This window comes from Candidatus Pantoea formicae, from assembly GCF_011752625.1.
GTDB lineage: Bacteria > Pseudomonadota > Gammaproteobacteria > Enterobacterales > Enterobacteriaceae > Pantoea > Pantoea formicae.
On sequence record NZ_VWXD01000003.1, the window covers coordinates 461,218 to 476,083 of the forward strand.

The following is a 14,866-nucleotide window of genomic DNA, read 5'->3' on the forward strand; positions in this document are numbered from 1 at the left end:
CAGGTCAGATTGCATCGACTTATGCAACTTTATGATTAGGAGCGAGTTTTCCATCTGACAGCATCACACATCCGGGTGTGATCTCCCTGAAAGCTGAATCGCCCACACTCTACCTGATAAAATCCGTTACGCAACTTAATTAGCATTCTGGTTAATTTTGCGCCAGTTTTGCTGGCAGATGGAGATTTGCTGAACGCGTTAACTGGCAAGTAATATAGAAGGAGAATAATCGCTGTCAAAAAAGAGGTGAAAAATGTCAGCAGAAACGGAATCCATTTCACGCCAGGCGTTACTGGAAATAGCCAATCAGATGATTAAACAGCACGATGATTATTTGGCTGGCATGGAAGCACACGACGTGATTCAGCAAGGTAGCGTGCTGGTGTTTCGCGGCCCCTATTTTCTCGATGAAGACGGCTTACCGACCGCGAAAACCACGGCGGTGTTTAACGTCTTTAAACACCTCGCCGTTGATCTTTCCACGCACTATCATCTGGCATAAAAAAGCCCGGCATCAGCCGGGCTCGCTTACAACAGCGGCTTGTCACCGCGCTGCCATATTTTCAGAATTAACCGCTCTGCCGCCAGGCTGGCGCTGTGGGTAAAGCGATCCATCATTTTCTTCTTACGTGCATAATGCACACCGAGAACGGTGAAGCGATCCATCTGTTTAATAATCAATGCATCACTGGTGCCGATCTCATCAATCAGACCCAAGTCCAGCGCCTGACGACCATACCAGTGCTCGCCAGTCGCGACCTTATCCAGTGCGAGCGTCGGGCGCATCTGCTGAACAAAATCTTTGAACAGCTGATGCGTTTCGTTGAGATCTTCCTGGAACTTCTCGCGCCCTTCGTCGGTGTTCTCACCAAACAGTGTCAACGTACGTTTGTATTGACCGGCCGTGTGCAGTTCCACATCAATATCATTACGCTTAAGCAGGCGGTTAAAGTTCGGAATCTGCGCAACGACGCCAATCGAACCAATAATAGAGAAAGGTGCAGCGACAATGCGATCGGCTACACAGGCCATCATATAACCACCGCTGGCGGCGACTTTGTCCACCACCGCCGTCAGTTGCAGACCAGCATCGCGCAAGCGTTGCAATTGCGAGGCCGCCAGGCCATAACCGTGAACCACGCCACCCGGGCTTTCCAGTCGCAGTAACACTTCATCACCCGGCACCGCGACCGCCAAAACGGCTGAGATCTCTTCACGCAACGAACTGACTTCACCCGCATCCATACTGCCTTTGAACTCTAAGACATAAAGCGTTGGCTTGGCTGCTTCGCTCACACCCGCTTTGGCGTTGCGCTTCTCTGTTTTGGCCTTCTGCTTCTCTTCTTTTTTATGCTGCTTGAGCCATACTTTTTGTGCCTGCGGCTTCATCTTAGCCAGCTGCAAATCTTCCTTCATCTCGCGATATTCGTCATCGAGATGGGTTAAGCGCAGCTGACCGCCGCTGTGACGTTTACGCATTGCGGCATTGAGCACAATCAGAACAATAGCTGCAACCGCCACGACGACTGTGACGGCCTTGGCCAGAAATAATCCATAACTGGAGAGTAAATCCATTCTGCCGCCTTATTAAACAGTGAATTACAATCAAACGCTGAGTTTACCCGCTTTATGCGCATTCGTCGCCTGAAATGCCCGCAGGCGGCACAGATTGCGAGGTTCAGCGATTGCACCTTGGGACGAATTGAGGCATAAAGCCAAAAACCCCTTTGACCTGCCATAGGACATCGCTGTGCATTATCAACCGAAAAGCGATCTACTGGAAAATCGCATTATTCTCGTCACCGGCGCTTCAGACGGCATTGGCCGTGAAGCTGCGCTGACCTACGCACGCTATGGTGCTCGCGTTATCTTGATTGGCCGCAACGCCGAAACGCTGCAACAAACCGAGCAGGCAATTAATCAGCTCAATAAGCAACCTGCCTCTTATTTGCTGCTTGATCTATTACAGGCCACGCCAGAAAACTGCGAGCAGTTAGCTGAGCAGGTTGCAGCCCTGGTGCCACGTCTTGATGGTGTGCTCCACAATGCCGGTATCCTTGGCGAAATCGTGCCGCTGGCCGAGCTTGATCCCAGCGTCTGGCGCGAGGTAATGCAAATTAATCTCGATGCGACCTTTTATTTGACGCAAGCCCTGCTGCCACTGCTGCTGAAGTCCGATGCGGGTTCACTGGTGTTTACCACATCGAGCGTAGGACGCACAGGACGCGCAGGCTGGGGTGCTTATGCAGTGTCGAAATTCGCGACAGAAGGCATGATGCAAGTGCTGGCCGATGAATATAAAAATCGCCCTCTACGAGTCAACTGCATCAATCCTGGCGGCACACGCACCAAAATGCGCGCCAGTGCTTTCCCTGATGAGAATGCCAATTTACTGAAGACCCCGGCCGATTTGATGCCGCTCTACCTCTATTTAATGGGCGACGATAGCCGACGCAAAACCGGCATCAGTTTTGATGCTCAACCCGGGCGTAAACCAGGACCTGCCAGCGCATGAGTGACCGCCATCAGCAACGCCAGCAGCGTCTGAAAGAACAGGTGGATGCACGCATTGCCGCTGCAACGGAATCACGTGGGATATTGATGGTATTCACGGGCAACGGCAAAGGCAAAACCACGGCCGCCTTTGGCACGGCTTTGCGCGCCTGTGGGCATGGTAAAGCTGTTGCGGCGGTGCAGTTCATTAAAGGGGAATGGCCTAACGGTGAACGCAATCTGCTTGAACAGCATGGCGTCGAGTTTCAGGTCATGGCCACGGGTTTTACCTGGGACACGCAGAACCGAGAAACCGACACCCTCGCCTGCCAAAAGGTATGGCAAGAAGCGCGGCGTATGCTGGCTGATACGCAATTAGACTTGGTGATTCTCGACGAAATCACCTACATGGTCAGCATGGATTATCTGGATCTGGATGAGTTGGTGAATGCGCTGACGCAACGTCCCGCTCATCAAAGTGTGATCATTACAGGCCGGGGTTGTCATCGCATCTTGCTGGATATGGCGGATACCGTGACGGAAATGCGGCCTGTGAAGCATGCGTTTGACGCGGGAATTCAGGCACAGCAGGGAATAGATTGGTAAAACAGTGACGCCGCAAACTGCGGCGTCAAAACAGCATCAGGCACCACGTTTTTTACTGGTACCCGCGCGACTGCTACTTGCTCCACCACGGCGCGGGCTACCACTTACATTACTGTGGCGTTTCACCGCACGACGAATCTGGTTAGCCTTAGTACGACGGCGATCTTTCTCTACCGCAACTTTGGTCACCGTTTCTTCTGGCATATCCACCAGCGTACGCAGGTAGTTCACTGCGGGTAATTCCATTTCCATCCAGCCACCGCGCGGCAAGCCTTTAGGCAACTGAATGTCACCGTAGCGCACACGCATCAGACGGCTTACCTGCACGCCCACAGCTTCCCACAAGCGACGAACTTCACGGTTACGGCCTTCCGTCAGGGTAACGTTGTACCACTGGTTGATGCCTTCACCGCCAGCAAACTTAATGGTTTTGAACGACGCCGGACCATCTTCCAACTGCACGCCTTTGCTTAACTGGCGAATTTTGTCGTCATCGACCTCTCCAAACACGCGTACTGCGTATTCACGCTCAACTTCACGGCTTGGATGCATCAAGCGATTAGCCAGCTCACCGTCAGTCGTGAATAACATCAGACCGCAGGTGTTAACGTCCAAGCGACCGACGGCGATCCAACGCGAACCACGCAGACGTGGCAAGCGATCAAACACGGTTGGGCGACCTTCAGGATCATTGCGGGTACAGAGTTCACCTTCTGGTTTGTAATACGCCAGCACGCGGCACACTTCAGTGGCGGATTCAGCAATTGAAACCAGATGGCCATCAATACGGATTTTCAGAGATTTATCATTCTCGATGCGATCGCCCAGCGTCGCCAGTTTGCCATCGACGCTGACGCGTCCGGCTGAAATCATTGTTTCGATTTCGCGACGCGAACCGTGACCGGCGCGCGCTAATACTTTCTGTAGTTTCTCGCTCATGGAGCAGCCTCGTTGTCGCCTTCCCAGGCGTCGTGGTAAGAAGAGGTACGATACAGGGATTACCAATTCCCATATCAGAATCTGTTACCGCTTTGCCTGACTTCGGCAATCTTATGCGGCCCGCGATTTTACACTAACGCAAGTTTCGTTAACACCTTTTCCTTTGCTGCCGATAATAAAGGCCAAAGGCTACGTCACAGAATCAGTGCCACTCATGAATATATTTGTTTATCTGATTGATTGCCAAACGCACCTAAAGTGCAGATGACGCCAAGTCACTGAATTTTTAACATTTGCCTCCACCTCCCTGAGCTTGGTTATTCACCCCACTTTAGCCTTATGATACATTAGCTCACCTCAAGACTACTTTGGTAGCATTGCTCACCGTGCTTAAGGATAATCCCAAACATAAAATCTAAAGCCAAATTTCAAAACAGCATAAAACTCTAAATACATGAGATAAATAAGGGGCATTATTCTATTAATTTTAAATTGCCAGTTAATTGGCACTGCAGGTTGGATTAAGTCTGTATTTTCACATTATTTGATTCAGATTAAATTTGATGAATTGTTCTGATAAAAAATATGTGTAAAATTTAACCCTGAAATCCGGTGCGTCGTATTTTCAAAGCGTAATCTTTACTATTTACACTTGATTATCTAACAAGCCATTAACGATCACTGAGTCATTTCGTTGATAATATAAACCGGCGCGCACGGGAAATGACGCGTTTATTCATTCACGGAATGAATTTAATTTGCATGTCGAAAGTCTTCACCAGGGATTTTCCTGACATGCTAAAAAATAAAGGCAACTCATCATGAGAACCACCCTGCTTTGGCCTGCGCTTGCCGCGCTGGCACTGAGCGGTTGTTCCGTGGGCCACACTGAGTACAGTCGTACGGCGCTTGAACACGTTGATATGAGCGTGACGGGCATCCCGACAGTGCTGGGTTTGGGTATCCTCGGCACCACCATCCCGTTAACACCTGAATATAGTCTGACAGCTGCGCACGTGGCGACGACTGCTGTTCAGCGCGTTAAGGCTTATCATCCCTATTGTGATGTTGCCATTATCTATCACAAGAATAGTCCTGAAACCCTGGCTAAATTCCGCACCAGTAAGATTGGTGAGCCGATTAAGATGTACGGTTACAGCTTTATTTCAGCCATGCCGGTTGAATCCAGCGGCGTTAATTTAGCGCGCACCGCAATTACCAATAAATGGAATAAAAAACCCTGTATGGCGATGGCATCAAATGCTGGTGTTGTGCAAGGAATGTCAGGCGGCGCGGTATATAATGCTGACCAAACGATTGGCGGTGTCATTGTCGGCTATAGCCATGAAATCTCCAATATACGCAGCAAGCAAGTCATCCTCAAAGATGTCTCACTGTATATTCCCTATGGCGATTTCAAGCATTGGCTGGAACAGAATATTGGCCCGACAACGTTAACGCCGCCCGGCCACGTGTGATTAGAGGAACGGGCGCGTGTCGCCGACCCCTTCGCGCACCACAACGGGTGTATCGCTGGTGAGATCAATCACGGTTGTTGGCTGCTGGCCAAGTGTGCCGCCATCAAGAATAAGATCCACCAGCTTACCGATGCTGTGCTGAATTTCTTCTGGATCGGATTCGGTGAAGTCATTGCCCGGTAACATCAGCGAGGTTGACATCATGGGTTCATTCAGACGTTCCAACAGGGCCAACGCCACGGGATTTGAAGGTACGCGTAAGCCTATGGTTTTACGTTTATCATTCATCAAACGACGTGGGACTTCTTTGGTCGCCTTCAGAATGAAGGTATAGCTGCCTGGCGTATTGTTCTTCAGGATACGAAACGCCGTGTTATCAACCTGCGAATAGGTTGACAGTTCAGACAGATCACGACACATCAGCGTGAAGTTGTGGTTGCCATCTAATTGACGAATACGACAGATGCGCTCCATGGCATTCTTCTCCTCCAAACGACAGCCCAGCGCGTAGCCGGAGTCGGTTGGGTAGACGATGACGCCACCTTTGTTAAGGTAATCTACCGCCTGATTCACCAAGCGCGGCTGTGGATTATCGGGATGAATGTGAAAACATTGACTCATAAAAACCTCATATCACCTGTCTGCAATAGCCGCGGCCGGTGCTAACTCGGGGAAACGTTCCCAAATGGGTTCCACGCCGCCCGGAAGCCACAATTTTCGCCCCAGTTCTATCCACGGACAGGGTTGGTGAAAATCTGATCCCTGCGATGCCGCCAGTTTATTATCGCGCGCATAAGTCGCCAGCTGTGTCCGTTCGTTGGGAGCTTGCTGACACTGCGCCACTTCCATCGCATCCCCCCCGACTTCAGCAAAATGGGCAATCAATCTCTTAAGCCACTTCGCCGACAAGCCGTAGCGGCCGGGATGTGCGAGTACGGCGACACCACCAGAATGATGAATGGCATCAATAGCTTGTTTAATTGTACACCATTGCGGCGGCACGTAGCCGGTTTTCCCGCGCGCAAGGTAGTTCTTAAATACCTGTGCCATGTTATCCGCTTTGCCTATCTCGACCAGATAGCGGGCAAAATGGCCGCGGGTTATCACTCCGCCCTGTGCCAGGCGTTGGGCGCCCGCTAACGCGTCCGGTATGCGTGCACGTTCAAGCCGTTCCGCAATCATCAACGCGCGATCCGCGCGGCATTGATGCTGCTGCGCGAGAAATTCGCTCAAGGCCGGATGCTGGCAATCAACATTCAGGCCCACAATGTGAATTTCGTGATTTTCCCACAGGGTGGAGGCTTCGAGTCCCGCCAGAATATGAAGCGGTAAATCTTGTTGCAGCACCGCCTGTTGCGCTTCCTCCACACCCGCAACGGTGTCGTGGTCGGTGATAGCAAGCACGCCGACTTTCATATCAACGGCACGCTGCACCAGTGCAGTCGGTGTCAGCAAACCATCCGATGCTTGCGTATGGCTGTGTAAATCATAGAGGGGAAAACGGGCGATATCCGACAAGGTAACTCCAGCAACTGCGTAAACCGGCTGGCATGATAACGATTTTGTCCCAGACTGAAAAAGGGTATTGACATTTTTCACCCGAACCAGTTAACTAGTACACAAGTTCACACGCATAGGGTATTCAATCATGGCTGTTTTCGTTACGCATGCAAAAGGTTGGTGGCGCGATAATCCCTTAAACGGGCGACGTCGTCGTGCACAATTTGCGTAACCGCTGTGCAGATACCTGAGCCCGCCACCGAGCGGGCTTTTTTTTGAGCGAAATTTAGAGAACACAATAATGGCTAATGCGAAACCTACATTGAAGTTGATTACCGGTACCGCGCCCTACCGCGAAGATCCGGCCGCAGTGTTTCATCAAATTTGCGGCGCACGTCCAGCAACGTTGCTGCTTGAATCTGCCGATATCGACAGCAAACAAAATCTGAAGAGTCTGCTGATTGTGGATAGCGCCTTGCGCATCAGCGCGCTGGGCAATGTCGTCACGCTGCAAGCTCTCTCCGAAAATGGCCGCGCAATTCTGCCGCTGCTGGACGAAGCCCTGCCGCAAGAAGTGCGCATTCAGGCTCGTCCAGATGGCCGCGAACTGCACTTCCCTCAGCCGCAGGGTTTGCATGATGAAGACTCACGCCTGAAAGCACTATCGGTATTCGATGCGCTACGCCTAATTCCTCAACTGGTCAACAGCCCAGTTGAAGAGCGTGAAGCCATGTTCCTCGGTGGCTTGTTCGCTTACGATCTGGTTGCCGGTTTTGAAGACCTTCCATCATTACGTAACGAACAGAGCTGCCCGGATTACTGCTTCTACCTGGCCGAGACGTTACTGGTGATCGACCATCAGACACGCAGCGCCCGCCTGCAAGCGAGCCTGTTTAGCCCCTCGACCAGTGAATTCCAGCGCCTGCAGAGCCGCATTGAGCAACTGCGCGGCCAGATGACGCAACCTGCCCCAGCGTTACCGGTACAGCGCGTTGAGCACATGGTGCTCAGCACCAATCAGAGCGATGAAGAGTATTGCAGTGTGGTACGTGAGATGCAGGAAGCGATTCGCATTGGCGAAATCTTCCAGGTGGTGCCATCGCGCCGCTTCTCATTGCCCTGCCCTTCACCACTGGCGGCTTACGACACGCTAAAGCACAGCAATCCCAGCCCGTACATGTTCTTCGTGCAGGACCAGGATTTCGCGCTGTTTGGTGCCTCACCGGAAAGCTCACTGAAGTATGACGCTACTTCACGCCAGATTGAGATCTACCCGATTGCCGGCACGCGCCCACGTGGACGTCATGCAGACGGCTCACTGGACCGTGACCTGGACAGCCGTATCGAACTCGAAATGCGCACCGACCACAAAGAGCTGGCAGAGCATCTGATGCTGGTGGATTTGGCTCGTAACGATTTGGCGCGCATCTGTGTACCGGGTAGCCGCTATGTGGCAGACCTGACCAAAGTGGACCGTTACTCGTTTGTGATGCATTTGGTATCCCGCGTGGTGGGAACGCTGCGCAACGATCTCGATGTCCTGCATGCCTATCGAGCATGCATGAACATGGGCACCTTGAGCGGCGCACCTAAAGTCCGCGCGATGCAGTTGATTGCCGAGAAAGAAGGCACGCGTCGCGGTAGCTACGGCGGTGCGGTCGGTTACTTCACCGCTCATGGCGATCTCGACACCTGCATCGTCATTCGCTCTGCCTGGGTGGAAGACGGTGTTGCCACGGTTCAAGCCGGAGCGGGCGTGGTGCTCGATTCTCAACCTCAAGCGGAAGCCGATGAAAGCCGCAATAAAGCGCGCGCGGTATTGCGTGCCATCGCCACTGCCCATCACTGCAAGGAGATTTTCTGATGGCCGATATCCTGCTGCTCGATAACATCGACTCCTTTACCTACAACCTGGTTGACCAGCTACGTACCTTTGGTCATAACGTGGTGATTTACCGTAACAACGTGCCTGCTGAACTGTTAATTGAACGCCTGCAGCAGATGGAGAATCCCGTGCTGATGCTTTCTCCCGGACCTGGCGCACCAAAAGATGCGGGATGCATGCCTGCGTTACTGCAAGCGTTGCGCGGCCGCCTGCCCATCATTGGCATCTGCCTCGGCCATCAGGCGATTGTCGAAGCCTATGGCGGTCACGTCGGTCAAGCCGGTGAGATTCTGCACGGCAAAGCCTCTGCTATTAACCACGATGGTGAAGCGATGTTTACCGGGCTGAGCAATCCACTGCCCGTGGCACGTTACCACTCGCTGGTTGGCAGCAATACACCTGCCGACTTGACCGTTAACGCCAGCTACAACGGCATGGTGATGGCCGTGCGCCACGATGCCGACCGTGTGTGTGGCTTCCAGTTCCACCCCGAATCCATTCTCACCACCCAGGGCGCGCGTCTGTTAGAGCAAACGCTGGCCTGGGCGCTGGCGAAGTAATAGGGAGATTATGATGCAAACTATTTTGGAAAAACTGTATCAGGCAGAAACCCTGAGCCAGGCCGAAAGCCACCAGCTGTTCAGCGCCATTATTAAGGGCCAGCTTGAGCCGACTCAACTCGCTGCCGCGCTGATTGCGATGAAAGTCCGTGGCGAACGCCCGGAGGAAATTGCCGGGGCAGCCACCGCACTGTTGGAAGATGCGAAGCCTTTCCCACGCCCCGACTACACCTTTGCCGATATTGTCGGCACTGGCGGCGACGGCAGCAACAGCATTAATATCTCTACAGCCAGTGCCTTTGTGGCAGCAACCTGCGGGTTGAAAGTGGCGAAACATGGCAACCGCAGCGTATCCAGCAAATCCGGTTCATCCGATCTGCTCGCGGCTTTTGGCATTGACCTGGACATGCCAGCCGAGAAAGCGCGCAAGGCGTTGGACGATCTTAACGTCTGCTTCCTGTTTGCCCCGCAGTATCACAGTGGCTTCCGTCACGCGATGCCGGTGCGTCAACAGTTGAAAACCCGCACGCTGTTCAACGTACTGGGGCCATTAATTAACCCTGCGCGTCCTCCGTTAGCAGTGATTGGTGTCTACAGCCCAGAACTGGTGCTGCCGATTGCTCAAACCCTGAAAGTACTGGGCTATCAACGTGCGGCCGTCGTGCACGGTGGCGGTATGGATGAGGTTGCCCTGCACAGCCCAACACAGGTTGCAGAATTACGTGACGGTGAGATCACCAGTTATCAGCTGACGCCAGAAGACTTCGGTTTTAGCTTCCATGATAAAGAAGCACTGGCAGGCGGCACCCCGGAAGAAAACCGTGACATTCTGACGCGATTACTCCAGGGTAAAGGCCAGCCCGCCCATGAGCAGGCCGTTGCGGTGAATGTCGCAATGTTGCTGAAAGTATTTGGAAATGAAGATCTGCGCGACAACGCACAGCGTGCCATTACCGCCATCCGCAGCGGTCAGGCGTACGAGCGCGTTGTGGCTCTGGCAGCGAGAGGATGAGATGAGCATTAAGGGCACCGTTTTAGAGAAAATTGTTCAGGACAAGGCCGTCTGGGTTGAAGCACGTAAGGCACAGCAGCCGCTGTCCACCTTCCAGAACAGCTTACAACCTGCGGGACGTCACTTTTACGATGCACTGCGCGGCACACGCACGGTGTTTATCCTTGAATGCAAGAAAGCGTCACCGTCTAAGGGGCTGATTCGCGAAGATTTCGACCTGGCTGCTATCGCGGGTGTCTATCGCCATTACGCCTCCGCCGTTTCCGTATTAACGGATGAAAAGTACTTTCAGGGCGACTTTGAATTTCTGCCGATTGTCAGTGCTGCGATCACGCAACCGGTGTTATGCAAAGACTTCATCATCGATCCATACCAGATTTATCTCGCGCGCCACTATCAGGCTGATGCCATCCTGCTGATGCTATCGGTGCTGGATGATGAACAGTACCGTCAACTTGCAGCCGTTGCGCATAGTTTGAAGATGGGCGTTCTGACTGAAGTCAGTAATGAAGAAGAGCTGGAGCGGGCAATTGCGCTGGAAGCTAAAGTGGTGGGTATTAATAACCGCGATCTGCGCGACCTGTCGATTGACTTGAACCGCACGCGCCAACTGGCGCCGCGTCTGGGCCACGGTGTGACCGTGATCAGTGAGTCAGGCATTCACAACTACGCACAAGTGCGTGAGTTAAGCCACTTTGCAAATGGTTTCCTGATTGGCTCAGCGTTGATGGAAGAAGCGGACCTCAATGCTGGCGTACGTCGCGTACTGTTGGGCGACAATAAAGTTTGCGGCCTGACTCGCCCTGAAGATGCACGCAGTGCGTATGAAGCGGGCGCCATTTATGGCGGGATCATTTTTGCTGAAGGCTCGCCGCGTAAAGTCAGCACTGAACAAGCTCAAAGCGTGATGGAGGCTGCGCCACTGAAATACGTGGGTGTATTCCGTAACGCGTCCCTCAGTGACATTGTGGCGAAAGCGACATCACTGAACCTCACCGCAGTGCAACTGCACGGTGACGAAGACCCCGCGTTCGTGTCAGAACTGCGTAACGCCTTACCTGAAGAGGTGAAAATTTGGAAGGCGCTGAGCATCAGCAGTCACCTTCCAGCCCGCGATTGGCCGCATGTTGATCGCTACGTATTTGATAATGGCCAAGGTGGCAGCGGACAGCGTTTCGACTGGTCATTGCTGCAGGGTGAAGACCTGAGCAATGTGCTGCTGGCGGGTGGGCTCAGCGCAGACAATTGCGTTGAAGCCGCACAACTTGGCTGTGCGGGGCTGGACTTCAACTCCGGTGTCGAATCCGCGCCAGGCATCAAAGATGCCAGTAAAGTCGCAGCAGTGTTTCGCACGTTGCGCGCTTATTAATTTCGCGAGCCCGCCCCTGCGCGGGCCGAATAAGGAAGATGAAAAGATGACCACGTTATTGAATCCCTATTTTGGCGAGTTTGGCGGTCAATATGTGCCGCAAATTTTGATGCCGGCCCTGCGCCAGCTGGAAAACGCGTTTGTCGAAGCACAACGTGATCCAGCGTTTCAGGCGGAGTTTACCGACCTGCTGAAGAACTATGCCGGGCGCCCAACCGCCCTGACATTGTGCACCAACCTGACCAAAGGCACTAAAACCCGCTTATACCTGAAGCGTGAAGATTTGCTGCACGGCGGCGCGCATAAAACCAACCAGGTTTTGGGTCAGGCGCTGTTGGCTAAGCGTATGGGCAAGAATGAAATCATTGCTGAAACCGGTGCCGGTCAACACGGTGTTGCTTCCGCTCTGGCCTGCGCCCTGCTGGGTATGAAATGCCGTATTTATATGGGTGCTAAAGACGTTGAGCGTCAATCACCAAACGTGTTCCGCATGCGTTTGATGGGCGCTGAAGTGATCCCGGTGCACAGCGGTTCCGCCACGCTGAAAGACGCCTGTAACGAAGCGTTACGCGACTGGTCTGGCAGCTATGAAACCGCGCATTACATGCTCGGCACGGCGGCCGGTCCTCATCCGTTCCCCACTATTGTGCGTGAATTCCAGCGTATGATTGGTGAAGAGACCAAAGCACAGATTCTTGAACGTGAAGGTCGTCTGCCTGATGCTGTTCTGGCTTGCGTCGGCGGCGGTTCTAACGCGATCGGTATGTTTGCCGACTTTATCGATGAAACCAGCGTGGGACTTATCGGTGTGGAGCCTGCCGGTCACGGGATTGAAACCGGTGAACACGGTGCGCCACTGAAACATGGCCGCGTGGGCATCTACTTCGGTATGAAAGCACCGATGATGCAGACTGAAGAGGGGCAGATTGAGGAATCTTACTCTATTTCTGCGGGTCTCGATTTCCCATCGGTCGGTCCTCAGCACGCCCATCTCAACAGCATTGGTCGTGCAGAGTATGTCTCCATCACCGATGACGAAGCGCTCTCGGCATTCAAAGAGCTGTGCCGCGCGGAAGGCATCATTCCGGCTTTGGAATCCTCTCATGCCCTGGCTCACGCGTTGAAAATGATCCGCGAGAATCCAGAAAAAGAGCAGTTACTGGTCGTCAACCTGTCTGGTCGTGGCGATAAAGACATCTTCACCGTTCACGATATTTTGAAAGCTAAGGGAGAGATCTGATGGAACGTTATAATCAGCTGTTTCAACGTCTGTCGGCCAAAAAAGAAGGGGCATTTGTACCTTTCGTAACCCTTGGCGATCCTTCACCCGAATTGTCACTGAAGATCATCGATACGCTGGTCGAGGGCGGTGCCGATGCCTTAGAGCTTGGCATCCCGTTCTCCGATCCCTTAGCGGATGGCCCGACGATTCAGGGAGCAACACTCCGTGCATTCGCCGCTGGTACGACCGTTGCGCAGTGTTTCGAAATCCTCGCGACCGTGCGCCAAAAGTATCCTGATTTGCCGATTGGGTTACTGATGTACGCTAACCTGGTGTTCAGCAAAGGCATTGATAACTTTTATGCTCAGTGTGAGGCGGTTGGCGTGGACTCGGTATTGGTTGCCGATGTGCCAGTTGAAGAGTCTGCCCCCTTCCGCCAGGCCGCGATGCGCCACAACGTCGCCCCCATCTTCATCTGCCCACCCAATGCTGATGATGATTTGCTGCGTGAAATCGCCTCACACGGCCGTGGTTACACTTATCTGCTGTCACGCGCAGGCGTCACCGGTGCAGAGAACCGCGCCAGTCAGCCACTGCATCATTTGATTGAAAAGCTGAGTGCATATAACGCAGCGCCTCCGCTACAGGGCTTTGGCATCTCAGAAGCCAGCCAGGTTAAGGAAGCGATTGCCGCAGGCGCAGCAGGTGCTATTTCCGGATCGGCTATCGTTAAAATCATCGAACGCCATCAGAATGAACCGGCAACACTGCTGGCAGAGCTGAAAGCCTTCGTTAGCAATTTGAAAGCGGGTACCCGTTAAGTGATCAAGACCTTATTCGTTTCGGCGAGTAAGGTCTTTCTTGTCTCCCTCCTCGTATTAGATCAATAAGTGTCAAAACCCACACCATTCAAACTTTTTCACACTCCGTGATTTGCTGATTTGCCAAGCCCAGACCACAATTAGATGCACCGTCTCGTTGCGGTGAAATACCATCTAAGACAGGGAGATAACCAATGAATTTTTTCAAAGTCGTTGCAGGATTTTTGATGGCTGCATTTATGGCACTGACACTCAGCGCCTGTGCACCAACCGCTACACAGGAAGGCACCGGGGGCTACATTGATGATACGGTGATCACGACCAAGGTTAAGGCTCAGCTATTACACGACGAATCGCTGAAATCGACCGAGATCAATGTAGAAACCTTCAAAGGTAAAGTGCAGTTGAGCGGCTTTGTCAGCTCACCGCAGATGGCAAATCGCGCCGTAACCGTGACCCGCAGTGTCGAAGGAGTGAAATCTGTCGTTAACAATATGCAGATTAAGTAACAGCATTTAGCGAGCATCATGGGCGGCCTTCGGGCCTAATGCTTGTCAGCTAAGGGGCTCTTCAGATGAGGCTGTCATTTTCTTAAAATGGCAGCCTTTTTTATTATGCGCGGGTGGGCATGTTGGTGCGGGCCACAGCACCGCTGCTACCGGGTGCGCGATTGAGTGCGGACCACAGCACCTCTGCTGCTGCCGGGCCGTCCTCGCGCCGCTTCGCGGTGCCCTCGGCTGCAACGTCATGCCGGCCGGACCGTTCGGGTACGGCCATCCAGGCCTACCCGAACTGCCTGTCGCATCCCTGCGACTGGCTCCTGGCACAACGTCTCCGCCTCAGCGCTGCGAATAGCCCTTGCAGCATCAGAGGCGCTGTGGCCTCAGACACTGTGCCCTTTGTGGCAGTAAAAGTGCTATCGCCTGAGCCATCTCGCCCTTTGTAGCATTAAAAACGCTATCGCCTGGGTCATTGCGCCCT

General features: G+C 53.1%; 13 protein-coding genes, 1 pseudogene and 1 other annotated feature. Of the genes and pseudogenes, 10 read left to right on the forward strand and 4 right to left on the reverse strand.

The genetic code is table 11. The annotated features are described in order from the left end of the window. Window positions 1-253: 253 nt before the first annotated feature. Complete coding sequence (locus F3J38_RS10835) at window positions 254-502, forward strand: YciN family protein (RefSeq protein WP_167138228.1); 249 nt, start codon at window positions 254-256, stop codon at window positions 500-502. A 26-nt stretch (window positions 503-528) separates the two neighbouring features. On the opposite strand, the gene sohB is transcribed toward F3J38_RS10835, so the two are convergent. Next, window positions 529-1,575 carry a protease SohB gene (gene sohB, locus F3J38_RS10840; protein ID WP_167138230.1) on the reverse strand — a complete coding sequence of 349 codons (1,047 nt, stop codon included), beginning with the start codon at window positions 1,573-1,575 and terminating at the stop codon, window positions 529-531. A gap of 175 nt (window positions 1,576-1,750) precedes the next feature. Here sohB and F3J38_RS10845 point away from each other — a divergent pair, with 175 nt between their 5' ends. Next, complete coding sequence (locus tag F3J38_RS10845; RefSeq protein ID WP_167138232.1) at window positions 1,751-2,515, forward strand: YciK family oxidoreductase; 765 nt, start codon at window positions 1,751-1,753, stop codon at window positions 2,513-2,515. Continuing rightward, window positions 2,512-3,099 carry a cob(I)yrinic acid a,c-diamide adenosyltransferase gene (gene cobO, locus F3J38_RS10850; protein WP_167138234.1) on the forward strand — a complete coding sequence of 196 codons (588 nt, stop codon included), beginning with the start codon at window positions 2,512-2,514 and terminating at the stop codon, window positions 3,097-3,099. The genes F3J38_RS10845 and cobO overlap by 4 nt, the downstream gene beginning before the upstream one ends. A gap of 36 nt (window positions 3,100-3,135) precedes the next feature. Here cobO and rluB read toward each other — a convergent pair whose 3' ends face one another. Beyond that, entirely contained in the window at window positions 3,136-4,038 is a 903-nt protein-coding gene (gene rluB, locus F3J38_RS10855) for a 23S rRNA pseudouridine(2605) synthase RluB (protein ID WP_167138236.1), read from the reverse strand. 821 nt (window positions 4,039-4,859) lie between these two features. Between rluB and F3J38_RS10860 the strand changes: the two genes are divergently transcribed. After that, window positions 4,860-5,516, forward strand: a complete 657-nt coding sequence (locus F3J38_RS10860; RefSeq protein ID WP_167138238.1) for a serine protease — start codon at window positions 4,860-4,862, stop codon at window positions 5,514-5,516. Here F3J38_RS10860 and F3J38_RS10865 read toward each other — a convergent pair whose 3' ends face one another. Beyond that, window positions 5,517-6,137, reverse strand: a complete 621-nt coding sequence (locus F3J38_RS10865; RefSeq protein ID WP_084934142.1) for an L-threonylcarbamoyladenylate synthase — start codon at window positions 6,135-6,137, stop codon at window positions 5,517-5,519. Between the two features lie 12 nt (window positions 6,138-6,149). Next, on the reverse strand, window positions 6,150-7,034 hold the full coding sequence (gene rnm, locus F3J38_RS10870; protein ID WP_167138240.1) for an RNase RNM: 885 nt from the start codon (window positions 7,032-7,034) through the stop codon (window positions 6,150-6,152). A gap of 154 nt (window positions 7,035-7,188) precedes the next feature. Next, window positions 7,189-7,293, forward strand: a sequence feature (Trp leader region). 24 nt (window positions 7,294-7,317) lie between these two features. Here rnm and F3J38_RS10875 point away from each other — a divergent pair. From F3J38_RS10875 to F3J38_RS10905, 6 genes and pseudogenes are all read left to right on the forward strand, one after another. Next, on the forward strand, window positions 7,318-8,880 hold the full coding sequence (locus F3J38_RS10875; protein WP_167138242.1) for an anthranilate synthase component 1: 1,563 nt from the start codon (window positions 7,318-7,320) through the stop codon (window positions 8,878-8,880). Then, window positions 8,880-10,473 (forward strand): annotated as a pseudogene (gene trpD / locus F3J38_RS28110) (bifunctional anthranilate synthase glutamate amidotransferase component TrpG/anthranilate phosphoribosyltransferase TrpD). The gene F3J38_RS10875 and the pseudogene trpD overlap by 1 nt, the downstream one beginning before the upstream one ends. 1 nt (window position 10,474) lies before the next feature. Beyond that, window positions 10,475-11,842, forward strand: a complete 1,368-nt coding sequence (gene trpCF / locus F3J38_RS10890) for a bifunctional indole-3-glycerol-phosphate synthase TrpC/phosphoribosylanthranilate isomerase TrpF (protein ID WP_167138246.1) — start codon at window positions 10,475-10,477, stop codon at window positions 11,840-11,842. 46 nt (window positions 11,843-11,888) lie between these two features. Next, window positions 11,889-13,082 (forward strand): tryptophan synthase subunit beta, encoded by a 1,194-nt coding sequence (trpB, locus tag F3J38_RS10895; protein ID WP_167138248.1) that lies wholly within the window; start codon window positions 11,889-11,891, stop codon window positions 13,080-13,082. Continuing rightward, window positions 13,082-13,885, forward strand: a complete 804-nt coding sequence (gene trpA / locus F3J38_RS10900) for a tryptophan synthase subunit alpha (RefSeq protein ID WP_167138250.1) — start codon at window positions 13,082-13,084, stop codon at window positions 13,883-13,885. The genes trpB and trpA overlap by 1 nt, the downstream gene beginning before the upstream one ends. A 194-nt stretch (window positions 13,886-14,079) precedes the next feature. After that, window positions 14,080-14,394 carry a BON domain-containing protein gene (locus F3J38_RS10905; protein WP_167138252.1) on the forward strand — a complete coding sequence of 105 codons (315 nt, stop codon included), beginning with the start codon at window positions 14,080-14,082 and terminating at the stop codon, window positions 14,392-14,394. The last annotated feature ends 472 nt before the right edge of the window (window positions 14,395-14,866 follow it).